The sequence below is a fragment of the Streptosporangium vulgare genome (genome assembly GCF_042428775.1).
GTDB classification, from domain to species: domain Bacteria; phylum Actinomycetota; class Actinomycetes; order Streptosporangiales; family Streptosporangiaceae; genus Streptosporangium; species Streptosporangium vulgare.
Map to the genome: position 1 here is coordinate 368379 of NZ_JBHMBS010000006.1, position 23778 is coordinate 392156.

Here is a 23778-nt window from a genome sequence, read left to right on the forward strand (position 1 = left end):
GATGGCTTACGTGAGGGTGTCATTAGAATGTTCCTTTTCTTCCGGTGAAAACGTCAGTCGCCGTGGCTCTCCAGGACGTCGCTCCACTCGCCCAGCACGCGAGCGGGCTCGTTCGAGCCGGCGGGGGGGACATGTGTCACATACATGCGGCCGTATGTGGCGCTCACCGAGTGGGCGAAGGACTTGTTACGGGTACGGACGGCGGCCGAGCCCTTCAGCTTGACCTTCGCCCCTTCCCGCACCGCCTCGCGGAGCTCGGTGGATCGGGCTCCGTACCAGACCAGAGCGCCCCCGTCACTGGTCCTGAGCGCGCGTACCGGTCCCTCAAGCCGGTACGACAGCGTGAGCCTCCAGTCGGCCTGTTCCAGCCGGCCGCGTTCCTGCTGCCAGAACAGCGCGGCCTCGCTGGTCCACGGCCCGTCGTCGAAACGCGGGTCGACCTCGGCGTTCTGCAGGCTCGCCAGATGCGCGCGGGCGATCTGCCGAGGGGTCGCGCTCAGCCCGGTGGCGTTCTCCGGGAGACTCGTCGCGTACCCCTCGCCGTCGGTCGCTATCTTGGGGAACCGCGCCGGGGTGGCGCGCGTGTCGGCGGCCGAGGCGACGAGCCGCCAGCCGCCGGGTGCCGAGCTCATCACGTCGACGATCCGCGCGACGCCGGGCTCGTGCGAGACCGCCACGAACCAGTCGGCGACGCCCTCCACGTGACGCGGGATCCACACCTGGGGGTTGGGCCATATCCCCGTCGCGAGTGAGGTCCCCTGCATCTCGGCGGTCTTGAAACCCGCCCTCGTCATCTCCAGCGCGAGTCCGTGCTCCAGCTTCGCCATGGCCGCCTGGTCCTTCCTGGCCTGGGCCACCGACAGCCCCCGCTGGTAGCGGCCGTGGATGCCGTACGCCTCCTTCGCGGTGAGCTGGGGCGAGCGGGTCCCGGCCGGCGGGTCGGCGGGTGGTGGGGTGGTCCTGGTCTCGGCCCGTGGCTTCTTCGCGGGGGTGGACTCGGGGCGGGGGGACTTGTCCGTGCCGCCCTTGGTTCCGGTGCCGGTGGGTTTCGGGGTCGATTTGGGAGTGGAGCGGGAGGAGGCCGGCGTCGGCGAAGGCGAGGAAGGGGCCTTCTCCCAGCCGGTGTCCGAAGGGTCGGGGGTGGGGTTCGCCGCCAGGGACGGACCGGAGGGTGTTCTGGTCGCGAGCCAGAACACCGCCACGGCGATGATCGCTAAAACCGCCGTGAACAGAATAACCTTCCGCCAATCGAATGACAGGAGGCGTTCGGGATGCCAGTCGGATGCGTGTTCGGAATCGTGCCTAGAGGAAGCACTGCCACGGCCAGAGGACCCAGCCTGTCCATCTGGGAAATCTGATGCACGCCATGACATAGGTCCAAATATTAGACTGACCGTGATCTATTTGGAAGGTAAAGGGCTCAGTAATTGACACTTATGGTTATTGGGTTATAAATAACACTTAACTGGATATATGGGCCGTCCGAAACAGGCAATGCCCCCACCTGCTGCCATCCTGTGGGTGGACCGTGCCACAAGTTCTCTAGAGAAGTACGGCCGATCCGAGGTTTCGGATGATCCTTCACGTTTCTTGTTGAACTGCCATTTCCCTGGCGCGGGCCGGTCGTTCGTCTCCCGTTGGGCTTTCCGTCGGCCGTCCGTGCTCTCGCCGCGTAGGGGAGATCGCGCCGACGTTTCCCACTCCGGATTGTTGCAAGCCGTCATAGCAACTTGATATGTATACGTTTCCTCTGTTTGGCGGTTCGGCTCCCTACCCGCGTTCGGCTAATTGGAACCCCCGCTTTTCCAGGGGGTGCGCGGACGACGACCCTCCGCCCTCGGGCGCCCGCCGGCCGGGGCGCGTGGGCCCGCGATCGCCCGGGACGGGGACGAACGGGAACGTCGTCATCCGGGGACCGCGCGGCGTCCGAGATGACCGTCGCCCGGCCTCGCCCTTCGGGAGCGGCGGGGCGTGGCCCTTCCCGTCCGTTCGGCGCCTTCGGGGGTCGGCGGAGATGACCGGTCTTGCCCGCCCGGCGCCTTCGGAGGGGCGGCGGAGCGTGGCCGATCGGCGCTTTCGGAGGGGCGGCGTGAGATGGCCGGTCGGTGCCTTCGGAAGGCGGTGGGGTGTGGTCGGTCGATGCCTTCGGAAAGTCAGCGGGGCGTGGTCCCGCCGCCCGCGCCGAAGCCCGTCTCGTGGTTCCACAGGTGGGCGCATCCCGGGCACTGCAGGTGCAGCAGGCTCCCGGTGTTGCCCAGGAGATAGCGCCAGTGCTCCCCGCAGCCGCGCCCGCCGAGGCAGTCGTCGCAGTCGCGGTGGTCCCGGCAGGAGGGACAGGGCACCCACGCCCTGCGCCCGAGGTCGGCGTACGGGTCAATCGGCAGCACGGCCGGACTTCCTGCGGGGGAGCACGCCGGTGGCCACGAGCATGTCGTAGGTCTCCCGCTGTCGCTCGTCGAGACCGGAGTAGAGGAGGTCGTACGCCGCCTCCTCGGCCCGCATCGCCGCCATCGGGTCCCAGCCCGGCTCCAGCGCCGCCATGACCGCGGCGCGGCGGCGAGTCTCCTCAAGGGTGAGGTCGATCTCGAAATCGACGTGCGGGCCGGTGCCGTCCTGGCTCATCTCATGTCTTTCCGGTCGGCCGGCGAGCGTGCCGGGGAGGGGAGGGGCTTCCCGGGTGGCGTCGGGTGCGGTCGGCCCGGGACGAGCGGTCGTACGTGCCCTGGGGGAGCGCCGCACGAAGAGAAGATATGACCGCTATACACCTTATGTGGCTTTTGTCGCATCTTCGTGTGATGCGTATTACACCCAGCTGGCACGGCATCGCCGAACCCCTCCCTATATAAGAAGGCCAGACCGCGCCCCCGCGCCCCCGCGGCCCCCGGGCCCTCGCCCCGCCCCCGCATCCGCGAGAACGGATCATCCCTTCGAGCATTCAGGGAACCGGGCCCGGCACCGACGACCGTCAACGGATATCGCCAGGTCAGGGGAGCGTTGTCGCCCTCGGGGTATGACCCTGCCGAGGACGACCAGCGCCCGGAGGCCGCCATGACCGCGTACACCCTGTCGATCGTCGAGGGCGACCCCGTTAGCACCTCGTCCGGTGACGACATCTTCTCGCCCTCCTCCCCGGTCGACTTCAGCCAACTCGACCCGTACATCCTGCTGTGGCTGACCGAGCACGGCTACGAGGACGAGGGAAGGCGGGTCGTGGTCACCCCCGCGGGCCACGAACCCGAGGGAGTTCGCGTGGTCGCCTCCCGCGACGTGGATCTCTGACCCCCGAGGGCGGCTCCCGCCCGGACGGTGTGACCGGCCAGGACCCGGCCGCCGTCCCCGAAGACGGCCCCCGCGAACCGGGACACGCGAGCGCCGGGACGGGCACCGGCGGGGACACGCGAGGATGGTCCCCGGCCGAGGAGACCGGCCTACCTGAGAGCGACAGAACGCCGACCATATGGGAGCAACGCGGCGTGGTACCCGCGGTGAGGGCGACTTCCACCCGACAATCTAGGCGTGAACCGACATTCCCGGAGATCGTTTCTTCGGCTCGGTGGTGTCGCCGCCGCTGGAGCGCTGATCCCGGCGTATGCCGCGCACACAGGGGCCGCGCAAACAAAGACCGCGCAAACAGGGACCGCGTACACGGAGAGCGCGCACCCCGAAGCCGCGCACGCGGATGCCGCGCCGAGCACGTCGGCCGACCCCCTCGCCCAGCTGCGCCACCGGTGGCGGGACGTGACGGCGGGGTCGGGGTTCGACGCGACGGCCGAGCCGTACCGGACCCGGCTGGCGAGGCTCGGGACGAGGGCGGCCGGGTACCGGGACGCCATGGCACCGGCCGGCGCGTCGCTCTGGCCCGACCTGGCGTTCCCCTCGCTCGGTGCCACCCCCGCCCGGCTGCGGACCATGGCCCGCGCGTACGCCCTGCCGGGGACCGGCCTGACCGGCGACGCGAACCTGGCCGCGGCCGTCGCGGGCGGCATCGACCACTACCGGCGGCGGGTGTACGCCGCGGACGCCGACCAGGTCGGCAACTGGTGGCACTGGCAGATCGGCGCCCCCAGGAACCTCCTCGACGCGGCCCTGCTGATCGGCCCGCACCTGACGGAGCCGCGGAGCGGGGCGCTGCGGGAGGCGGTGGACCACTTCGTCCCCGAGTGCCGCCTGGACGACTACGGCGGGACCAGCACCGGGGCCAACCGGGTGGACCTGTGCGTGGTGACGCTGCTGCGGGCCGTCCTCGGCTCCGACCCGGCGAAGGCCGCGCTGGCCGTCTCCGCGCTCTCCCCGGTCTTCCCCTACGTCTCCGAGGGCGACGGGTTCTACCGGGACGGCTCCTTCGTCCAGCACACGACCATCCCCTACCAGGGGACGTACGGAGCGTCGCTGCTGTCCGGTCTCGCGACGCTGTTCGCGGTGTTGCGCGGCTCGCCGTGGGAGGTCACCGACCCGAACAGGCAGGTCGTCTTCGACAGCGTCGAGAGGACGTTCGCGCCGTTCGTCCACGACGGCTTCTGCATGGACCTGGTCAGCGGACGGGCGATCGGCAGGCAGCCGTACGGCGACCACGGCAGGGGGCGCGCGATCGCCTCCGCGGTCCTGCTGCTGGGGGAGACGGCCTCCGCCGCCGAGCGGTCCCGCTGGCAGGGCATGGTGAAGGGATGGGCGCTGCGGGACACCCACCGGCCCATGCTCGACGCGGCCGAGGACGACGACCTGGGGTTCCACGCCCGCCTCGCCGCGATCCTGGACGACGACGCCGTCCCCGCGGCCGAGGAACCCGCCGGGCACCGGCTGCTCGCGATGAGCGCCCGCGCCGTGCACCGCGGCCCGTCCACCGGCCCGTCCACCGGCCCGGCTCGCGGTGCGCGGCGCGGGCCGGGCTGGTGCGCGGGCCTCAGCATGGCCTCCCACCGCGTCGGCCACTACGAGCACGGCAACGGCGAGAACCTCCGTGGCTGGCACACCGGCTCGGGGATGCTCTACTGGTGGGCCGGCGACCACGGAGACCAGTACTCCGACTCCTTCTGGGCCACCGTCGACCCCTACCGCCTGCCGGGCACGACCGTCTCCACCCGGCGGCTGGCCGACGGCGCCGGTGAGGCGTGGGGCGACACCTGCCCGCCGGGCCGCTGGGTGGGCGGCGCCACCGACGGCGTGTACGCGACGGTCGGCCAGCACCTGAACGGCTTCGAGAGCACCCTGGACGCGTTCAAGTCGTGGTTCTTCCTCGACGACGCGGTGGTCTGCCTCGGTGCCGGGATCACCGCCGAGGACGGCGTACCCGTCGAGACCATCGTGGACAACCGCAGGACCGACGCGCCTCTCACCGTGGACGAGGCGAAGGGCTGGGCGCACCTGGAGGGGCACGGCGGCTACGTCCTGCCCTGCGGCACCCGGCTGCGCACGCTGCGCGAGGAACGCGCCGGCGGCCGGGACCCGGTGACCCGGAGCTACGCGACCCTCTGGCTCGACCACGGGGTCGATCCCGTCTCGGCGGGCTACGTCTACCTGCTGCTGCCGGGCGCGAGCCTCGCGAAGACCCGGGCCCGCGCCGCCGACGTCGGCTGGGCGCGCGTGCTCGCCAACACCGCCCGGCAGCAGGGTGTCCGGGTACCGTCGCTCGGGATCACCGCCGTCAACTTCTGGAACGACGGAGCCGCGGGAGACCTCGCCGCCTCCGCCCCGTGCGCGGTCCTCGTCAGGGAGGGCGGAGACGGCACGGCCACGCTGACCGTGTCGGATCCCCGGCGCGACCTGAGCGAGCTGACCGTGACCTGGAACCGGCCGGTGACCGAGGTGCTCCGCGGGCACCCCCTCCTGGCGGGCGCCACGACCGGCACGGGACTCACGCTCACCTTCGGACGCCTGGCGGGCCGGGGCGGCGGCTCGAACACGGTCACCGTACGCCTCGGTTGACGGAGGCCGGACGCAGGACGCCCGAACGCTCAGACACCCGGACGCCCGGAGGCCCGGCCGCCGCGGTGAGGACCGAGCGGGACGGTCTCACCGCGGCGGGAGCCGGGTCCCGGCGGGCGCCGTAGTGAGCCGCCCGCCGGGACCCGGTTCAACGGGTCTCACGGAACCCCGGGGTGTCCCGGGGGGTCAGGTGCCGATCTTGCCGACCCCGGCCCCCGCGCTGACGATCGCCTTCACGGAGTTCGGGTCGTCCAGGGTGTAGGCGTAGTACGAGCTCGCCTCCTGCACGCTGCCGCTGCACTCGGGCGGACCGGAGTCGTCGAGCACGTTGTTCCGCGCGACGCACCTGCCCGCGGTACCGGCGTAGGTGTTCGTCGCCGGGACCTCGACCCGCTCGAAGTAGTTGCCCTCGATCAGGCATCCGGCGTTCAGCTGGCAGGCCACCCCGACGTCGGTGTTGTAGACGTAGTAGTTGTTGAACACGTGCACCGGCTCGCCGAACCGCACCCGCGGGTTGCGTTGCGGGGTCTGGTCGAACCAGTTGTGGTGGTAGCTCACCTTCAGCCGGCCGACGTCCTGCGCGCTGTTGCCGTCGTCGTGGCCGAGCAGCATGTTCTTGGTGTGGTCGTGCGTGTGGTTCCACGAGACGGTGACGTACGACGAGCCGCGCTTGATGTCGATGAGCCCGTCGTACCCGTCGGCCAGGTCGTTGTGGTCGATCCAGACGTGGTGGGAGAACATCTGCACGTTGATCGAGTCGTCGCTGGCGTTCCGGAACGACAGGTTGCGGATGATGACGTTGTTCACGGCGTTCGCGGGCGGCGAGGTGACCGAGTTGTCGAGGGGGAGGCCGATGTTGAGGCCGCCGCCGCTGATGCCGCCGGTGGAGCCGATGCCCACGATCGACTTGTCCGAGGTGACGTTGTACATGCCGGCCGGAACGGTGATCATCCCGCGTACGCAGATGTTCAGGGGCCCGCTCTGGCCGATGGCGGAGATCAGCTCGCTCGCGGTGTCGACCTCGACGGTCGGTCCGCCCGCGCCACCCGTGGTCCCGTTACGGCCCCAGGCGTTCACCGCGGCGAACCCGACGGGCGTCCCCGAGGTGGGGCAGGAGCCCGGGGGCGGCGGGGTGATCGTGGGCGTGACCGGCGGCTCGCTCGGCCCGCCGGCGTCGGTCACCAGCACGTCGTCGAACGAGGCGCTCGCGTAGTAACCGGCGAGACCCACCTTGCCCGCGGAGAAGGTGGAGTCCGTCGCCGACACGACCTCCACGTTGTTCACGAAGCCGCGCAGCGTCGTGCCGAACGCCTCAAGCCTGAGGGTGTACCAGGTGCCCGGGGTCACCGTCGCGGCGGCCGAGCCGAGGGTCGTGGGGGCGCCGCCGGTCCGCTTGCCCAGGACGACCGAGCCCGAGTTGCTCAACCCGAGGAAGTAGTAGTTGCTGGTGCTCTGCGCCCTGGCCAGCACCGCGACGTACCGCCCGCCGCCGTTGAACGCGATCGGCTTCACCCGCGCCTGCACCGCCTGGCCGGACCAGCCCGTGCCGACCACCGTCCTGGCGTCCGCGCCGGTCCCGGACTGCCGGTACGCCTGGGAGCCGTCGGCCACCACCGACCAGCTTCCCCCGGACTTCGACCAGCCGTTGGAGTTGCCGTCCTCGAAGTCGTCGGCGAACAACGACGCGGCGAACGCGCTGGGCATCGCCACGAGCACCAGTGCCCCGATCACCGCGAGAGCGAGACTCGTCGCGAGCGCGGTGAACGGCGAGCCGCCGAGCCCTTTCCTTCTTCGCACCGTGGAACCTCCAAGTTCCGTCAGCGCCGACCGGCCGTGCTCCCGGTCCGGTCGGCCATGGCCTCGCGCCGGGACCGAACCGGCGACGCGGGCGTGCCGCGTTCCGCGGTCACGCGCCGACGCCGCCGGGGTCCCGGCGAGCGATGTCCGCCGGGCGGCGTGCGCGCCCGCCCGCGACCCCCTGGATGAGGGCTGCGGGCATGGCTGACCTGCGGCGGAGTACGCCGAACAGACCCGTCACGTCGCTCTTGGACGAAGGGTGGGAAAGCGCTATCCAACTCTTTTCGCACTTTTACGCCCGGAGAAAGGTGCAGTCAAGCACCCGGTTCGCCCTGGGGCCCCGAGGCCCGGTCCTCCACCCGGCCGGGACGCCGTTCTCCCAGGTGGGAACCCGTCGAGGACGGTCCGGACACGGCGCGGAAGTCTCCCCGCGAACGCGCGGGGGTTTCCGGGCGCCTCCGGCCGACGGCCGCCGCCGGGCGGTGATCACCCCCGCGGGTCTTCACGCCGGTGCCGGAGCAGCACGACCTGGGAGCCGAACGTCCTCGACTCGACGAGTTCGAGACCGACCCGGTGGCTCTGCTCCTGGAAGAGCGGCTTGCCGCCGCCCAGGATCACCGGGTGGACGAAGACCTGGTACTCGTCGATCACGCCCCGCTCGGTGAGGAAGGAGGCGAGCACGGACCCGCCGAACAGCAGCAGCCTGGAGCTGGACCTCTTGAGCGCGGTCAGCTCCTCGACGACGTTCTCGGAGATCACCCGGGCGTCCCAGTCGGCCTTCTCCAGCGTGCGGGAGACCACGACCTTGGACGCCTTGCGCCAGAGCGGGGCGAAAGCCAGGTCGTGCTCGTGCGTCGAGTGCTGCTCGGCCTGCGGCCAGAAGCTCGACATCATCTCCCACACCACGCGTCCGTAGAGGAACACCGCGTCGCCGCTCATCAGCTCCTGCGAGTAGGCGGACAGTTCCGAATCCATCCGCGGCCAGTCGAACTCGCCGTTCGGCCCCTCGATGAAGCCGTCCAGGGACTGGTGTACGAAGTGGATGAGCTCGCCCATGACGACATCCTGTCTTTGTGGATCTTCCGCGCCCTCGGGGCGCGCTGTCACCCGGGAGTCGGAGCCGTCCCCGGGTTCTCGACACCCGGCGAGGTACTCTCTCGCTTTCCCACCCGGAGACGGCCTTCCCCCGCGCGGCGACGGCCTTTCCCCACCCGGAGCCGCAGCCCCTCCCCGCCCGGAGACGACCTTCTCCCGTCCGGCGCGACGGCCTTCCCGCCCGGAGACGGCCTCCCCAAGGGCCGCGAGGCCGAGGTGGCCCCCAGGCCTTGGCCCCGCGGGCCGCTCGCCGGGCACCATCGGCCCGCGCGTACCATTCAGCGGTGGAGGTTCTGGAACCGGAGGAGTGGCGGGCGCGGGCGGAGGCCCACGCCCGGAGGGTCGAGGTGTGGGCGGAGCCGCACCTGGCGCGCAGGGCGCGGGGCGAGGCCCATCCCATCGAGGACTTCCTGTTCACCTACTACGGGCATCGGCCGGCGCGGCTGCGGAAGTGGCATCCGGGCGCCGGAGTGATCCTGAAGGGGGCACGCGACTTCGGCCGCGACTACCTCGACACCCCCGAGGGGGCGACGCTCGACACCGCGGCGTTGCTGGACAGGCGCGGTTCCTCCATCGAGTGGATCACGCGACTGCTGGCCGCCACCGCGGCACGGCCGGGGTATTTCGGCTGTTTCGGCCTGCACGAGTGGGCGATGGTCTACAAGGCCGCGGAGGTGCGGCACGGGGCCTGGCCGCTGCGGCTCAGCGGGGAGGAGATCGCGGAGGTCGTGGAGCAGCGGGGCGTGCGGTGCGGCCATTTCGACGCGTTCCGCTTCTTCACCCCCGAGGCGCGCCCGCTCAACGTGCTGCGGCCGACGCGGGAGCGGCAGCCGGAGCTGGAGCAGCCGGGCTGCCTGCACGCCAACATGGACCTGTACAAGTGGGCGTACAAGCTGTCACCGCTGGTGAGCGGTGAGCTGGTCGCCGACTGCTTCACGCTCGCCCGCGACATCCGCGCCGTGGACATGCGGGCCAGCCCGTACGACCTGAGCTCGCTCGGTCATCGGGCGATCCGGATCGAGACGCCCGAGGGCCGGGCCGAGTACGCCGCCGAGCAGCGGGGGTTCGCCGAGCGGGCGAGGCCGCTGCGGCAGCGCCTGCTCGACTCCTGCGAACGGCTGCTCGCCGGCGCCCGCCTCTCCTGACCGGCCCGCCCCGAGGTCCCTCCCGACCCACCCCGGGGCGGGGAGTCGCCGTCAGGGCCTCGACACGTGGTGCGCCGGGGCGCGCGTCCGGCCACGCGCGGAGAGATCGCCGCCCCTCGCCGCCCCTCGTCGATCAGGCGCCGATCAGGCGTCGTGCTGAAACTTACATCGGTCGTGTCTCGCCTCGGCATGACGAGTCCGCAAGGTTTCAGGAGGCAGGGACAAAGGTTGGGGTATGTGCCGGGCGGGCGCGTCTGTGCAGGGCAGCCGAAAGTTTCTGAGCCACCTTGACGTATTTCGGGGAGGTTTCCAAACTGAGTCCCCAAGGCGTCCTCCTACGGCCGGGTCGGTGGTGCGCAGCAGGGCCGTCGTCTGCGACGCCCCGGTGGTGTGCCTTCCCGGCAATGGGCGCGGCGTCGAACTCGCGGGGGTGTTCCCCCCGTCCCCCGCTTTCCCGTGACGCAGTTATGGAGGCTCAGGCATGGGCACAAACGCCATACCCCCGCCCGGCACCCGGCGACCCCTCGGCGGTCTTCGCCGGGCTCTGATCACCGGTGCCCTCGGCACTCTCGTGCTCGGCACGATCGCGGCGGTGACCGTTCCGGTCTCCGCCGGAGCCGCCGCCGGTGCCGCTTCCGCCAGTGCCGCCGCGTCCACGCTCGGTGCGGCGGCCCAGCAGAGCGGGCGCTACTTCGGCACCGCGATCGCCGGGGGCAGGCTCGGCGACTCGGCGTACACCACGATCGCGAACCGCGAGTTCGACATGGTGACGGCCGAGAACGAGATGAAGATCGACGCCACCGAACCCAACCGGGGCCAGTTCAACTTCACCAACGGCGACCGCGTCTACAACTGGGCGGTGCAGAACGGCAAGCGGGTGCGCGGGCACACCCTGGCCTGGCACGGTCAGCAGCCGGGCTGGATGCAGTCGCTGGAAGGCAGCACGCTGCGCCAGGCGATGATCAACCACATCAACGGGGTGATGGCCCACTACAAGGGCAAGATCTACGCCTGGGACGTGGTGAACGAGGCGTTCGCCGACGGCAACTCCGGCGGGCGGCGCGACTCCAACCTGCAGCGCACCGGCAACGACTGGATCGAGGTCGCCTTCCGCACCGCGCGGGCCGCCGACCCGGCCGCCAAGCTCTGCTACAACGACTACAACATCGACAACTGGTCGTGGGCCAAGACGCAGGGCGTCTACAACATGGTCCGCGACTTCAAGTCGCGTGGCGTGCCGATCGACTGCGTGGGCCTGCAGTCGCACTTCAACAGCGGCAGCGCCTACAACAGCAACTACCGCACCACGATCTCCAGCTTCGCCGCCCTCGGCGTCGACGTGCAGATCACCGAGCTGGACATCCAGGGCGCCTCGCCCACGACCTACGCCGCGGTGACCAACGACTGCCTGGCGGTGCCGCGCTGCACCGGCATCACCGTCTGGGGCGTCCGCGACCAGGACTCCTGGCGTTCGGGTGACACCCCGCTGCTGTTCAGCGGCAGCAACAAGAAGCCGGCCTACACCGCCGTCCTGGACGCCCTCAACGCGGCCGACCCGAACCCGAACCCGACGCCGACACCCACCCCGACCATCACCCCGACCCCGACGCCCACGCCGACCATCACCCCGACTCCGGTCCCGGGGGCGTGCGCGGCGACGGTCACGACGACCAACAGCTGGCCGGGCGGCTTCCAGTCGACGGTGACGGTCAGCGCGGGCAGCGCGCCGGTCAACGGCTGGACCGTGCAGTGGACCTGGCCCGGCGGGCAGAGCATCAGCAGCCTGTGGAGCGGCCAGCACACCGTGTCCGGCTCCAGCGTGAGCGTCCGCAACGCCTCGTACAACGGCTCCATCGCGGCGGGTCAGTCGACCACCTTCGGCTTCACCGCCAACGGCACCGCGGCCACCCCCACGGCCACCTGCACCAGTCCCTGATCCGATTCGGACCGGGCCGGGCCGTGGTTCCCACGGCCCGGCCCGTGTGCCACGTCATGTTCATGTCTCCGGCTCATCCCCACCCTCCGTGGGGGTGAGCCGTTTTCCACGTCAACGGTGGTCTTCCCGGGAGGGGAGCGACGGGGCGCCCGAGTCGGCGGACGCCCCGCCGCCGCTCATCGCCGGGGCTTCTGCGGAATCCTCGGCAGGACGTTGGGCGGCCCGGAGAAGGCCAGGTCCGCCTTGACGGTGTTGTAGGCGCGCTTGGGCCGGTAGGACTCGTCGTACAGGGTGGCCAGGCCCTCCGGAGGGTCGGTGAACCAGCCCGGCACCCAGGAGTGCCTGTCGGTGAACCCCCAGACGGTGTAGGACAGGCAGTGCCGGTTGGCCAGGCACGCCTGCAGGAGCACGCTGTAGTTCGACGCCGACGCCTGGAGGCGGGGGTTGATCTCGTTGGAGTCGCCCGCGCGCACGCCGTCGGTCATCTGGCTGCGCGCGTCCACCTCGGTGAACGCCGTGGCGAGTCCGAGGTCGGAGAAGGCGTCGAGCACCTCGAGCGCCTGGAAGGCGTCGAAGTTGCCGTACTGGGTGCCGAGGTGCCCCTGGCTGCCCACGCCGTCGATGGGGACGCCGCTCGCGCGCAGCTGCCTGACCATGTTGTAGACGTACCAGGTCTTGTCGGAGGCGCCGCGGTCACCGAACGCCTCGATGTTGTAGTCGTTGTAGAACAACAGGGCGTTCGGGTCGGCGGCGCGGGCCCAGCGGAAGGCGTCGGCGAGGTAACCGGGGCCGAGGTGCTGCGCCCAGAAGCCTTTCAGGTGGATCGACGACGGGGTGTCCCACGGGTCGCTGGCCGCCTCGTTGACGACGTCCCACTGCGAGATCTTGCCCTTGAAGTGCTTGACGACGGCGGTGATGTGGTCGCGCAGGATGTCGCGGAGCTGCGCCTTGCTGATCGTCCCGTCGCCGACGCCCTGGGTGAGCCAGGTCGGCAACTGGTTCTGCCAGACCAGCACGTGCCCGCGGACCTGCTGTTTGTTCTTGCGGGCGAAGTCGATCAGCTCGTCGGCCGGGCCCCAGTTGTACGTGCCACGGGTGGGTTCGAGCGACTCCCACTTCATGGCGTTCTCGGCGGTGACGGAGGAGAACTGCGAGGCGGCGAGCGCGCGGTACTGCGGATCGGACGCGTCGCGCAGTACGTCCACGTCGACCGCGGTGCCGATCGCGAGACCGTGGCGGGCGGCGAGCGCGCGCAGGCTCTGCTCGGCGACCGTGGGGTGCCGCTCCTCCGCGTTGACGGGCACGACGTTCGACACGCCGGCCAGTACGAGCACGGTGGTACCGACGGTCAGGAAACGTTTCATCGAACTCCCTAGGGATCGGCCCCCCGAAACTTTCGGTTAAATGGCGAAAACGATCGTATTAAACATCTCTTCGAGAGGAAAGGCCGATATCGGAACCCTGAAACATTTCAAAACCACTCGGCGGCCGGATGGACGCCCGGTCGAGAGGGTCCGGCGGAATCCCGGTCGCCCGGTCCTGGATGGCCGGTGGCGTCATGACCGGGCCGTACTCCAGGACGTCATCGCCGGCTCCTCCTTCCCGCGCCGCGATCGCGGGCGCGCCTTCGTCGGCGAACCCGGCTCGCCGCCCACCCATCGGGCCTGGACTTACCTCAACGGGCCGGGGCCCGGGCGTCGGGGGAGTGAAACTTTCAGAACCGCCGGTCTTCCGGCGGTCAAGCGGCACCACCGGGCGACCTCGATCCCGCGGGCCGGGTTTTCGCTGATGGAGAGGCGGATATCTCCCGTGGCGGGAATGCGGTGTTCGCGGCTCACCGCATCCGCGCGGAAGCGAGTCACCCGAAACTTTCTCGCCATGTTCTTGACACCTTTCTGGGCCTTTCCCAAACTGGGGTGCCGGGCGGGGCGCACCGCACTTCTCAATTGTTAGCGCAAACACTCTGTGATCGCCCTCCTCGGGCCGGCGACGGCCGTCGCGGCGATCACGCTCGGGGCGGTGGGCGGCCGGGAGGGGAACCCTCGTCGGCGAGCCGAGTACGCAGCGGGACGAACAGCCGTGGAAACCGTTGAGCCGCCTCAGTCAGACCAGCGTCACCTGCTCACAGCATCCGGATGGCACGATCTCGGGAGGGTCCGTGATACGGATCGTCATGGCAGTCGCTCTTCTCGGCACGTCACTGGTGGCCGTGGCCGGGCAGGCCACGGCCGGACAGGCCACGGCCGCGCCTGTCATCACCGTTTCGGACGGTGTGCGTTATCAGGAGATGGACGGCTTCGGTGTCTCCACGGCGTTCCGCCGGGGTGAGCTGCTGCGCAACCTGTCGACGGCGCAGCAGAACGACGTCTTCCGCCTGTGGTTCGACCGGGAGACCGGCGCGGGGCTCAGCATCCTGCGCCTGGGCATCGGCGCCTCGCCGGTCGGCAGCCCGTACGACAAGATGATCTCCATTCAGCCGCAGAACCCGGGGGGCCCCGACGCGCCGCCGAGATACGTGTGGGACGGCGACGACGGCGCCCAGGTGTGGGTGGCCAAGGTCGCGCAGTCGTACGGCCTGAAGCGTTTCTACGCCGACGCCTGGAGCGCCCCCGGCTACATGAAGGACAACGGGAGCGAGAACAACGGCGGCACCCTCAAGTCCGAGTGGAGCGCGGCCTATGCCCGGTACCTGATGCAGTACACGAAGTTCTACGCGCAGGAAGGTATCAAGATCACGGACCTGGGGTTCACCAACGAACCCGACTACACGGCGACCTACGAGTCCATGCGCTTCACCCCGGCCCAGGCCGCCGCCTTCGTCAAGGTCCTCGGCCCGATCGCGACCGACGTCAAGATCGCGTGTTGTGACTCCTTCGGCTGGGACCAGGCCAAGGCGTACACCAACGCCATCGAGGCGGACCCCGAGGCCCGCCGCTGGGTGTCCACCTACACGGGTCACACCTACGCCAGCCAGATAACGAGCCCGCAACCGGGGAACAAGCGCACCTGGATGTCGGAGTGGGGCCCCGACGGGAGCACCTGGAACGAGAACTGGGACGACGGGAGCGGCCAGGACGGCTTCACCATCGCCCAGAGCATCCATCAGGCTCTCACCGTCGGCAACGTCAGCGGCTACGTCTACTGGCTGGGGGGCTCCTCGGGAGCCACCCGGGCGCTGATCCAGATCGACCCGACCGCGCGGACCTATCGCGTGTCCAAGCGGCTGTGGGCTATGGCGGCGTACAGCCGGTTCATCCGGCCGGGCGCGGTCCGGCTCGGCACGTCGACGAGCAACTCGGCGCTGAGGGTGTCGGCGTTCCTCAACTCCGACGGGTCGAAGGTCGTCGGGGTGCTGAACACCGGCAACTCGGCCGTCACCTGGGACGGCCTGCAGGGCGGCACCACCGCCTACGTCACCGACAACTCCAACTCGCTCACGCGCGCCACGGTCACGGGCGGCGCCGTCACCCTCAGGCCGCGCTCCCTCACGACCGTCGTGATCGGCGGACCCACGCCCACGCCCACGCCGACTCCTACCCCCACGCCGACTCCTACCCCCACGCCGACCCCGACCCCCACGCCGACTCCTACGCCCACTCCCACTCCCACTCCTACGCCGACCCCGACCCCGACGCCGACTCCCACGCCCACCCCGACTCCCACGCCCGTCCCCGGTGGGTGCACGGCGACGATCCAGACGGTGAACGACTGGGGCAGTGGCTTCCAGTCCAACGTCACCGTGCGCGCCGGCTCCAGCGCGGTCAACGGCTGGACGGTGAGCTGGACCTGGCCCGGCTCACAGTCCGTCAACCAGCTGTGGGGAGGCGTACGGTCCGGCTCGGGAGCGGCCGTCACCGTCCGGAACGAGACCTGGAACGGCAGCCTCGCCGCCGACGCCACCACCACGTTCGGATTCACCGCCAACGGAACCGTCGCCACACCGGTACTGACATGTAAGGCCGCCTGACCCGACGACGGGCGCGCCCCGCTCCCCCGCGTGAGGGGGAGCGGGGCGCCTTCGTCCGGTTCGCGGCACCGGGGTGCCACCGTGACGCGGGACCGGACGAAAGCGAGGTGTCAGCCCACCCGGCAGGAGACCGTCGGCCAGGTCCAGTCACCACCGTGCATGACGGTGAAGCCGAAGGTGTTGCCGCTGCCGTTGGGGCGCATCGTCATGACCTTGCCGCTGCCGTCCCAGGTCGGGCTGCCGTTCCAGGTGGCGGTGACCCGCTGGGCGTTGCGCAGGGTCACCGTGACGATCCAGCTGTTGCTTCCCGAGACGTTGACCGACAGGTTGAACCGGTCGCTCCACTGCTGGCCGGCGGTGATGGTGGCCGTGCAGCTGCCGCCCGGCGTGTTCGTCGGCGTCGGCGAGGCGGTCGGGGTGCCGCCGTCAGGTGCCACGGCCCTGCCGGTGGACGGCGAGATCATGCCGGCGCACAGGTTGCGGCTCCTCAGGTTCGCGGCGATCTGCGGGATCGCGTTGAGAGTGGTCGCGTACTGGTCGTGCATCAGGATGATCTGACCGTTCTGCAGCCGTCCGGCGGCCTGCACGATCTGGGCGGTGCTCGCGCCGTTCCAGTCCTGGGAGTCGACGTCCCAGATGATCTCGGTGAGACCGAGCTGCTGCGCGACCGACTTCAGGGTGGCGTTGGTCTCCCCGTACGGAGGCCGGAAGAGCCTGGGTGCGGTCCCCGTGGCCTGCTGGACGGCCTGCTGGGTCCGCTGGAGCTCCGACTGGATCTGGGAGCTGCTCATGTTGACCAGGTGGGGGTGGGTGTAGCTGTGGTTGCCGATCCACATGCCGGCGTCTCGCTGGGCGCGGACCAGGGCCTGGTTGTTCTGGGCGTTCTGCCCGGTGTTGAACATGGTGGCCCGCAGGCCGTTCTGCTGCAGCGCGTTCAGCAGGTTGGCGGTGTTGCCGGGGTTGGGGCCGTCGTCATAGGTGAGTCCGACATATCCGGCACTACAGTCGGCGGCCTGTGCCGCGGGTGACGAGGTCACGGCGAGCGCCGCGCCGAGGACGGTGAGAAGACCCATCACGAGTGAACTCCGGATGCGTGAGCGGCGTATCCGGCTTCCGCCGGTGATGGTTGCGTTGTCGATCACTCTGTTCCTCCACTGGAACACCGATCGGTAGGGACGGACGCACGTACGGTCGCGGCGTAACGCGTACGGAATGCGCAGAACCGCGTTGAGCTGCGGTTCTGTCGCCGGTTACCCGGGTGAGGCGAGCAGGCCTGCCTGGTGAGTCATTCTGTGTATTGTCACGAAACCTGTCAAGAAAGCATCGAAATCTTTCGGTAACATCGGCCCGGTCTTGGTCGCGCCAAAGAAGCTTTCATTGACCAGCCTGAATCCTGATTGACCAGCCAAGGTCGGCGACCAGGCGAAATGCCCTCCTGGGGAATCGCAATCAAGATCATATTTCCGATATATTTCTGAAAGTTGTTGACAGTCCGGCCCGCCAAACCCACACTCTCACCATCGACAGGCCCCGACCGCTGTCGATCCGGGTCACCCGCCGCGCGGCCTGGTCCTCCGGTCGTCGACCGCACGACGCCCGGTCCGCCCTGCCGTGTTGTACGACTCCAACGCGCGGTGGACGTCATCACCACGGCCATCGCCGGCCCCGCCGGGTCGTATCACGCTGCCTGCCCCCACCGGCCTTCACCAGGAGGAAGCACGCAATGAACGATGCCCCCGCCCCCCCGACGAGCCGCGGGCGTGGCCGCGCCAGATCGCTCGTCGGCCGTGTCTGCGCCGTGGCGCTGGCCATGGCCCTCGTGGTGCTGCCCGGTCCCGCCTACGCGGCCGTCACCACCAACCAGACCGGCACCAACAACGGCTACTTCTTCTCGTTCTGGACCGACAGCCAGGGCACGGTCTCCATGGAGCTGGGATCCGGCGGCAACTACAGCACCTCGTGGAGGAACACCGGGAACTTCGTCGCCGGTAAGGGCTGGAGCACCGGCGGGCGCAGGAGCGTGAACTACTCGGGCAGCTTCAACCCGTCCGGCAACGCGTATCTCACCCTCTACGGGTGGACGAGAAACCCGCTGGTGGAGTACTACATCGTCGACAACTGGGGCAACTACCGGCCCACCGGGACCTACAAGGGCACGGTCACCAGCGACGGCGGCACGTACGACATCTACCAGACGACGCGATACAACGCTCCGTCCATCGAGGGAAACAGGACGTTCAACCAGTACTGGAGCGTCCGCCAGTCGAAGAAGACCGGCGGCACCATAACCTCCGGCAACCACTTCGACGCCTGGGCCCGCAACGGCATGAGCCTGGGCAACCACGACTACATGATCCTCGCGACAGAGGGCTACCAGAGCAGCGGGAACTCCAACATCACGATCGGTGGCTCCTCCGGCGGAGACGGCGGTGGTGGAGGCGGTGGCGGTGGCTGCACCGCTACCCTCTCCGCGGGCGAGCAGTGGAGCGACCGGTACAACCTCAACGTCGCGGTCAGCGGATCGAGCAACTGGACCGTGACGATGAACGTCCCGTCCCCCGCGAAGATCCTCTCCACGTGGAACATCAGCGCGAGCTACCCCAGCGCCCAGGTGCTGACCGCCAGACCCAACGGCAGCGGCAACAACTGGGGTGTGACGATCCAGCGCAACGGCAACTCGACCTGGCCGACGGTCTCCTGCAGCACGAGCTGACCTCGGCACGCCCGGAACACCACCTCGACGGGGCGGCGGCCCACCACCGCCGCGCCGTCGAGGACGACGCCGTTCGATCCGGGACACGCGACGGGTGTCCCGGATGCGTCCAGGCGTCGGAACGCCTCGGACAGGGCAAACCCTCGCCCTTGTCCCGACCCCCTGGTCTTCCGACCGGATAAGCGCTCGCCCGCCTGCCAGTCGGGACCCGGTCGGAAACGGTGGCCACGCTCTTCTGGGGAGTGGAGCGTGGCCACCACCGTTTTCGGAAGTCGGCACCACTTCCCTAGTCGCGGAACGATCCGTCCGCCCGGCGCAGATGATTGCCGAGCAGATGCCTGCAGTCGGGACAGTGCCGCATGAACCCGCGCTTCACCACGAAAGCGATGCCGACGGTGCACAGGTACAGGAGCCCGACCATCCACTTCTGCCCCACACGGGGAACGGCCGGCTTGGTGCAGGTCTCGCAGTCTCGACAGCTCACTGTTCCCCCGTCACCGTGATGGACGACCACCTGCCTTGTAGATCGTACGTGGGGACGATCCGTAACAAGTGTGTGAGCCCGTTCCACTTCTGCGGGCTCCGCCTCAGTAGCGTGACTTCGCATGACCGACACCGAGATCGAGATCACCGCGGACCTGGTCCGCGACCTGCTGCAGGAGCAACATCCAGACCTGGCGGGGCTGGCCATCCGCGAGGTGGCGGGCGGCTGGGGCAACCAGATGTGGCGCCTCGGGGACGAGTTGGCCGTACGCGTGCAGCGCATGGACCCCACCCCGGAGCTCCAGCTCAAGGAGCGGCGGTGGCTACCCGTCCTGGCCCCGCGCCTGCCGCTCCCGGTGCCGCTCCCGGTGCGGTTCGGCGAACCGTCCGAGCGCTTCCCCAAGCACTGGACCGTGATGACGTGGGTTCCCGGCGAGCCGCTGGACCACGGCTCGATCAGTCGCGGCGCCCACGCGGCCGACACGCTGGCGAGCTTTCTCCGGGCGCTCCATGTGGAGGCGCCCGCCGAGGCCCCGGCCGGTTCGGACCTCGGCGCTCACCCCAAGGGGTGCACGGGCGGTTTCGAGCAGTTCTTGCAGGCCATCGACCCCGACGCCGTCGGCGACGTCCACGCCGTCCGGGCCGTCTGGGCCGATGCCGTCGCGGCCCCCGAGTGGGAGGGCCGGCCGGTGTGGGTGCACGGCGACCTCCATCCCGCGAACGTCGTCGTCTCGGACGGAACGCTCTCGGGCGTGATCGACTTCGGTGCCTTGTTCGCCGGCGATCCCGCGTGGGACCTCGGCGCCGCGTGGGTGCTGCTCCCCGCGGGCGCGGCCGCACGGTTCTTCGACGCGTACGCGCACGCGGACGAGGCGGCGATCCGGCGTGCCCGCGGGCTGGCCGCTATGAAGAGCCTCTTTCTGCTGCTCATGGGGCAGAACGGACATCGGGGCCTCCCCGGCGGCAAACCGAACTGGGGACCTGCGGGCCGGGCGGCACTTGATCGTGTTCTGAAGGGCGTTTGACGCACACTTCTTGAACTTGTTCTCGATCTCGGTTGAGGCCCGTGCGGCAGCCCGCCTTCGCGGGGTTCATCGGTTTTCTTCGCGGCCGCGAGAAGCAAACGCGCCAAGCTCGTCCTGGACGCTCGGGACACGGGCTTGTGGCGGCGTGATCGAGCGGTTGGAGTACCGACCTTGACCGGGTGCGGAGAAGCAGGGACGGGCGAAACCGCGGGGCGTCCGTTGCCCGGACGCCCCGCGGCGGCGCTACCTGAGACGGCGGACCGGGTCCGCCCTGGTGATCAGCTTCCGTAGACCTCGAAACCGAACAGCGAGTACCCGTACGCCGAGCCCCGGGCGGTGCCGTAGATACGCACGTACCGGGTGGAGGCGCTCAGGCCGGTGTTGTCGTCCTCACCGCCGTTGCCGCCGGTCACCGACCGGGCGTTCGTCCAGGTCGTGCCGTTGGGCGAGGTCTGGATCTGGTACGCCGACGCGTAGGCCGCCTCCCAGACCAGGCGCACCCGGTTGACCGTGTACGTGGCGCCCAGGTCGACCTGGATCCACTGCGGGTCGGAGAACGCGCTGGACCACCGGGTCGTCGCCGACGCGTCCACCGCGGCCGAGGCCGGGTAGGTGGCCGACTCCACGCTGGACGCCGTCGCCGGCTTGTTCAGCGCGAGGTTCGACGTCGGCGGTGTGCCGCCGGCGAAGGTGAAGGAGTCGATGTCGAACAGCGAGCCCGCGCCACCGGTGAAGACGAGGAACAGGTTGGTCGTCCCCGACGGAGGCGTCACGGTGCCGGTGACGTTGGCCCAGGTCTCCCAGCCGCCGGTCGGCGCGACCGTGGCCGTGCCGATCACCGTCCCGGTCGCCGAACCGGCCCGCAGGGTGAGCGTGCCACCGGCGCCGGCCGACGCGACCCGGGCCGTGAACGACGTGACCCCGGTCAGGTTGTACGGCGTGAACGAGATCCAGTCGCCGTTCTCGACGTAGCCGATCGCGTTGCCGCCGTTGGCCGACGGCTTCGCCACGACCTGCACGCCCTGCTGGGCGCTGTAGTGCTCGGCCTGGCGGGTCCGCGGCTGCAGGACGGCCTGCGGCGCGTGGACGGCCGTGGTCGAGCCGACCGGGGTGTACTCCGCGTCGAAGACGCCGAAGATGTTCGCGTTGGCGTCGTGCTCACCGTCCACGGGGGTCTGGATGGTGCCCGAGCAGCCGGTCGCGCTGGTCATCTGGTGACCGTGGCTGTCGTGGCCGAGGATGTAGTTGATCTTCACCCGGCTGCAGTCGACGGTCGGGGCGTTGGGGTCGGCGACGCTGATCTGGAACGGGACCGCGTCGCCGAAGTTGAACACCCGGCCGTTGAGCGGCAGGTTGAGGGTGACCGTCGGTTGCCCGACGCTGATGGTGGTGCTCGCCGTGGCGCTGCGGCCGGTGTTGTCGCTCACCGTCAACGTCGCCGTGTACGTGCCGTTGGCCGTGTAGGTGAACGACGGGTTGGCCGCGGTCGAGTCGGTGCTGCCGTTCGTCGTGAAGTCCCACGCGTACGTGATCGGGTCGCCGTCCGGGTCGGTGCTCCCCGCCGAGCTGAACTGCACGGCGAGCGGCGCGTTGCCGGCCTTCGGGGTGGCGTTGATCGCCGCGATCGGGGCCTGGCCGGTGCCCGAGTTGTACTCGATCCTGTACACGGCCGAGTTGGCGTCGCCGCCGAACCAGCCGGTGCCGTAGTCGAGCACGTACAGCGCGCCGTCAGGCCCGAACTCCGAGTCCATCACCTGCGTGCCGGTCCAGGTGGGGAAGGGCTCGATCGTGCCCACCCCGCCGCTGCCGTTCAGGGTGACCGTCTTGATCCACCGCCGGCCGAACTCGCTGATGAACACCTTGCCGTTCATCGACGCCGGGAACTTCACGTCCGAGACGAGCCCGGCGTCGTAGTTGTAGACCGGGGCGCCCATCGGCGACCAGCTTCCGCAGCACAGCTCCGACCGGTCCTGGCCGACCCCGTACGGCAGCCAGGCCGCGCGCGAGGCCGGGAGCTGGGTGATGCCGGTGTTGTTGCGCGAGTTGTTCACCGGCCCGCCGGCGCAGTTGAACGCGGCGCCCGAGGGCCCGGACGGGAACGTGAAGTCCACGTACGGCACGTTGAACTGCGAGCAGTACGGCCAGCCGTAGAAGCCGGGCTGGGTGATGCGCTCGAACGAGACCGACGCCGCCGGGCCCCGGGTGGAGCTGGCGGTGCCCGAGTCCGGCCCGTAGTCACCCAGGTAGACCGTGCCGGTGGCCTTGTCCACGTTCATCCGGAACGGGTTGCGGAAGCCCATCGCGTAGATCTCGGGCCGGGTGTTCGCGGTGCCGGGCGCGAACATGTTGCCCGTCGGGATGGTGTAGCCGCCGCCCGCGCTCGGCTTGATCCGCAGCACCTTGCCCCGCAGGTCGTTGCTGTTGCCGGAGGTGCGCTGCGCGTCGTAGGCCGGGTTGCGGTCGGTCCGCTCGTCGATCGGCGTGTAGCCGCTGGAGTCGAACGGGTTCGTGTCGTCACCGGTGGAGAGGTAGAGGTTGCCGGCCGCGTCGAAGTCCATGTCGCCGCCGACGTGGCAGCACATGCCGCGGCTGGTGGGGACGTCGAGGATGGTGACCGCGGAGGCCGCGTTGAGGGTGTGGTCCGCGTTGACCGTGTACCTGGCCAGCCGGTTCACCCCGTTGAACGGGGCGAACTGGGCCGCCGTCCCGGAGGCCGGGGCGTCACCGCCCGGGGTGGACAGCGGCGGAGCGTAGTAGACGTACACCCATCGGTTCGACGCGAAGTTCGGGTCGGCCTTGATGCTCTGCAGGCCCTCTTCGTCGTGCGTGTACACCGGGATGGTGAGCGCCACCTTGGTGTTGCCCAGCACGTCGGTGTAGCGGATCACGCCGTCGCGCGAGGTGTGCAGCACGCCCCGGTTGGGCAGGACGGTGAGGCCCATCGGCTCGCCGGTCTCCGCCACGCCCTTGGCCAGCGTCACCTGGGTGTAGCCGGGCGCCGCGAGCGCCGCCGGCGCTGCCGCCTTCGACGCGGTGCTCGGCGCGGCCTGTGCCGCTGGAGGGCCCAGGCTGAGTGCGGTCGCCAGTACGGCGACGCATGCGACTAGTTTTCTCAACATGATCGGTGGTGCTCGCTTCCTGTAGTACGAGTCCATACAGGCGTGCGCCGATCACGCCAACGACGCGTAGGGGTGGGGGGAAATCCGTCAGCGACGTCGCTCGGACAAACTGTGACCGTTATGAGTAAAACAGTCAACAGGTCTCAGTCAGGAGTTGTGAGTCACCTCGCCTTCGAGCCCGCGGGGGCGGGCGGGCCGTCAGACGGCCATGGTCGGGGGAGCTGCGTGGTCGGATGCGGTGGGGTGGACGCGGAGTGGTCCGGGGTCGTGGGAACCCGGTGGCCGGTACGGTCGACATGCCTGCCCCAGCCGTCGCCGTACGATGCCGAGTCCTGTGGGTGAGGGGGTTCGCTGCCGGCCGCTCAGGCTCGACGGCCGCGCGCACGCGCGGCGATCCGAGCCGGTCGCCGATCTCGGCCTCGAATGGCGGCCCTCGTCGCACGGGAGACGAAGAGTGAGGTGCTGCAATCGCAAATCGCCGCACCTCCTGAACTTTCGCCACCTTTGCGGCTCATTCTGTAAATCTGGTGCGATCTTAAAATGTTACGTACGGACTGTCTAGATGTTACGGCTGAA

The 23778-nt window shown here is 69.7% G+C and carries 16 protein-coding genes; 7 read left to right on the plus strand and 9 right to left on the minus strand.

The window, feature by feature from the left end; genetic code table 11:
- Positions 1 to 53: 53 nt before the first annotated feature.
- From ACFFRH_RS15945 to ACFFRH_RS15955, 3 genes are all read right to left on the minus strand, one after another.
- Positions 54 to 1196, minus strand: coding sequence for a DUF8094 domain-containing protein (locus ACFFRH_RS15945; RefSeq protein WP_386157220.1), 1143 nt, complete (start codon positions 1194 to 1196; stop codon positions 54 to 56).
- A 957-nt stretch (positions 1197 to 2153) separates the two neighbouring features.
- Entirely contained in the window at positions 2154 to 2387 is a 234-nt protein-coding gene (locus tag ACFFRH_RS15950) for a hypothetical protein (RefSeq protein ID WP_344743876.1), read from the minus strand.
- The gene (locus tag ACFFRH_RS15955) at positions 2374 to 2622 is read right to left on the minus strand and encodes a DUF6400 family protein (RefSeq protein ID WP_344743875.1); all 249 of its coding nucleotides are present in this window, start codon (positions 2620 to 2622) and stop codon (positions 2374 to 2376) included. Before ACFFRH_RS15955 ends, ACFFRH_RS15950 begins: the two co-directional genes overlap by 14 nt.
- 426 nt (positions 2623 to 3048) lie before the next feature.
- Here ACFFRH_RS15955 and ACFFRH_RS15960 point away from each other — a divergent pair, with 426 nt between their 5' ends.
- Positions 3049 to 3279 (plus strand): hypothetical protein, encoded by a 231-nt coding sequence (locus ACFFRH_RS15960; protein WP_344743874.1) that lies wholly within the window; start codon positions 3049 to 3051, stop codon positions 3277 to 3279.
- A gap of 237 nt (positions 3280 to 3516) precedes the next feature.
- Positions 3517 to 5922 (plus strand): polysaccharide lyase 8 family protein, encoded by a 2406-nt coding sequence (locus ACFFRH_RS15965; protein ID WP_344743873.1) that lies wholly within the window; start codon positions 3517 to 3519, stop codon positions 5920 to 5922.
- 186 nt (positions 5923 to 6108) lie between these two features.
- Here ACFFRH_RS15965 and ACFFRH_RS15970 read toward each other — a convergent pair whose 3' ends face one another.
- Positions 6109 to 7719, minus strand: a complete 1611-nt coding sequence (locus tag ACFFRH_RS15970; RefSeq protein WP_344743872.1) for a pectate lyase family protein — start codon at positions 7717 to 7719, stop codon at positions 6109 to 6111.
- Between the two features lie 486 nt (positions 7720 to 8205).
- Positions 8206 to 8775 carry a dihydrofolate reductase family protein gene (locus ACFFRH_RS15975; protein ID WP_344743871.1) on the minus strand — a complete coding sequence of 190 codons (570 nt, stop codon included), beginning with the start codon at positions 8773 to 8775 and terminating at the stop codon, positions 8206 to 8208.
- A gap of 323 nt (positions 8776 to 9098) precedes the next feature.
- On the opposite strand from ACFFRH_RS15975, the gene ACFFRH_RS15980 reads away from it, so the two are divergent.
- Together ACFFRH_RS15980 and ACFFRH_RS15985 are read left to right on the plus strand one after the other, a co-directional pair.
- Entirely contained in the window at positions 9099 to 9959 is an 861-nt protein-coding gene (locus tag ACFFRH_RS15980) for a 3-methyladenine DNA glycosylase (protein WP_344743870.1), read from the plus strand.
- Positions 9960 to 10440: 481 nt separating this feature from the next.
- Positions 10441 to 11895 carry a glycoside hydrolase family 10 protein gene (locus ACFFRH_RS15985; RefSeq protein ID WP_344743869.1) on the plus strand — a complete coding sequence of 485 codons (1455 nt, stop codon included), beginning with the start codon at positions 10441 to 10443 and terminating at the stop codon, positions 11893 to 11895.
- A 176-nt stretch (positions 11896 to 12071) separates the two neighbouring features.
- On the opposite strand, the gene ACFFRH_RS15990 is transcribed toward ACFFRH_RS15985, so the two are convergent.
- A complete protein-coding gene (locus ACFFRH_RS15990) occupies positions 12072 to 13259 on the minus strand; it encodes an endo-1,4-beta-xylanase (RefSeq protein WP_344743868.1) in 1188 nt (395 codons plus the stop codon).
- Positions 13260 to 14068: 809 nt separating this feature from the next.
- On the opposite strand from ACFFRH_RS15990, the gene ACFFRH_RS15995 reads away from it, so the two are divergent.
- Positions 14069 to 15862, plus strand: a complete 1794-nt coding sequence (locus ACFFRH_RS15995; RefSeq protein WP_344743867.1) for a cellulose binding domain-containing protein — start codon at positions 14069 to 14071, stop codon at positions 15860 to 15862.
- A gap of 110 nt (positions 15863 to 15972) precedes the next feature.
- Here the strand turns inward: ACFFRH_RS15995 and ACFFRH_RS16000 are convergent, their stop codons facing one another.
- Complete coding sequence (locus tag ACFFRH_RS16000; RefSeq protein ID WP_386157230.1) at positions 15973 to 16935, minus strand: polysaccharide deacetylase family protein; 963 nt, start codon at positions 16933 to 16935, stop codon at positions 15973 to 15975.
- A gap of 650 nt (positions 16936 to 17585) precedes the next feature.
- Between ACFFRH_RS16000 and xynA the strand changes: the two genes are divergently transcribed.
- Positions 17586 to 18575 (plus strand): endo-1,4-beta-xylanase XynA, encoded by a 990-nt coding sequence (gene xynA, locus ACFFRH_RS16005; RefSeq protein WP_386157233.1) that lies wholly within the window; start codon positions 17586 to 17588, stop codon positions 18573 to 18575.
- A 286-nt stretch (positions 18576 to 18861) separates the two neighbouring features.
- Here the strand turns inward: xynA and ACFFRH_RS16010 are convergent, their stop codons facing one another.
- Entirely contained in the window at positions 18862 to 19059 is a 198-nt protein-coding gene (locus ACFFRH_RS16010; RefSeq protein ID WP_386157235.1) for a hypothetical protein, read from the minus strand.
- 121 nt (positions 19060 to 19180) lie between these two features.
- Between ACFFRH_RS16010 and ACFFRH_RS16015 the strand changes: the two genes are divergently transcribed.
- A complete protein-coding gene (locus ACFFRH_RS16015) occupies positions 19181 to 20083 on the plus strand; it encodes an aminoglycoside phosphotransferase family protein (protein WP_386157238.1) in 903 nt (300 codons plus the stop codon).
- A gap of 278 nt (positions 20084 to 20361) precedes the next feature.
- Here ACFFRH_RS16015 and ACFFRH_RS16020 read toward each other — a convergent pair whose 3' ends face one another.
- A complete protein-coding gene (locus ACFFRH_RS16020) occupies positions 20362 to 23202 on the minus strand; it encodes a carbohydrate-binding protein (protein ID WP_386157241.1) in 2841 nt (946 codons plus the stop codon).
- Between the last annotated feature and the right edge of the window lie 576 nt (positions 23203 to 23778).

What these genes read in the sequence shown, in the direction of transcription:
- ACFFRH_RS15955 (WP_344743875.1), bottom strand. Translation starts at nt 2,622, where the DNA reads ATGAGCCAGGACGGCACCGGCCCGCACGTCGATTTCGAGATCGACCTC.
- ACFFRH_RS15960 (WP_344743874.1), top strand. Translation starts at nt 3,049, where the DNA reads ATGACCGCGTACACCCTGTCGATCGTCGAGGGCGACCCCGTTAGCACC.
- ACFFRH_RS15975 (WP_344743871.1), bottom strand. Translation starts at nt 8,775, where the DNA reads ATGGGCGAGCTCATCCACTTCGTACACCAGTCCCTGGACGGCTTCATC.
- ACFFRH_RS15985 (WP_344743869.1), top strand. Translation starts at nt 10,441, where the DNA reads ATGGGCACAAACGCCATACCCCCGCCCGGCACCCGGCGACCCCTCGGC.
- ACFFRH_RS15990 (WP_344743868.1), bottom strand. Translation starts at nt 13,259, where the DNA reads ATGAAACGTTTCCTGACCGTCGGTACCACCGTGCTCGTACTGGCCGGC.
- ACFFRH_RS15995 (WP_344743867.1), top strand. Translation starts at nt 14,069, where the DNA reads ATGGCAGTCGCTCTTCTCGGCACGTCACTGGTGGCCGTGGCCGGGCAG.
- ACFFRH_RS16000 (WP_386157230.1), bottom strand. Translation starts at nt 16,935, where the DNA reads ATGGGTCTTCTCACCGTCCTCGGCGCGGCGCTCGCCGTGACCTCGTCA.
- xynA (WP_386157233.1), top strand. Translation starts at nt 17,586, where the DNA reads ATGAACGATGCCCCCGCCCCCCCGACGAGCCGCGGGCGTGGCCGCGCC.
- ACFFRH_RS16015 (WP_386157238.1), top strand. Translation starts at nt 19,181, where the DNA reads ATGACCGACACCGAGATCGAGATCACCGCGGACCTGGTCCGCGACCTG.
- ACFFRH_RS16020 (WP_386157241.1), bottom strand. Translation starts at nt 23,202, where the DNA reads ATGTTGAGAAAACTAGTCGCATGCGTCGCCGTACTGGCGACCGCACTC.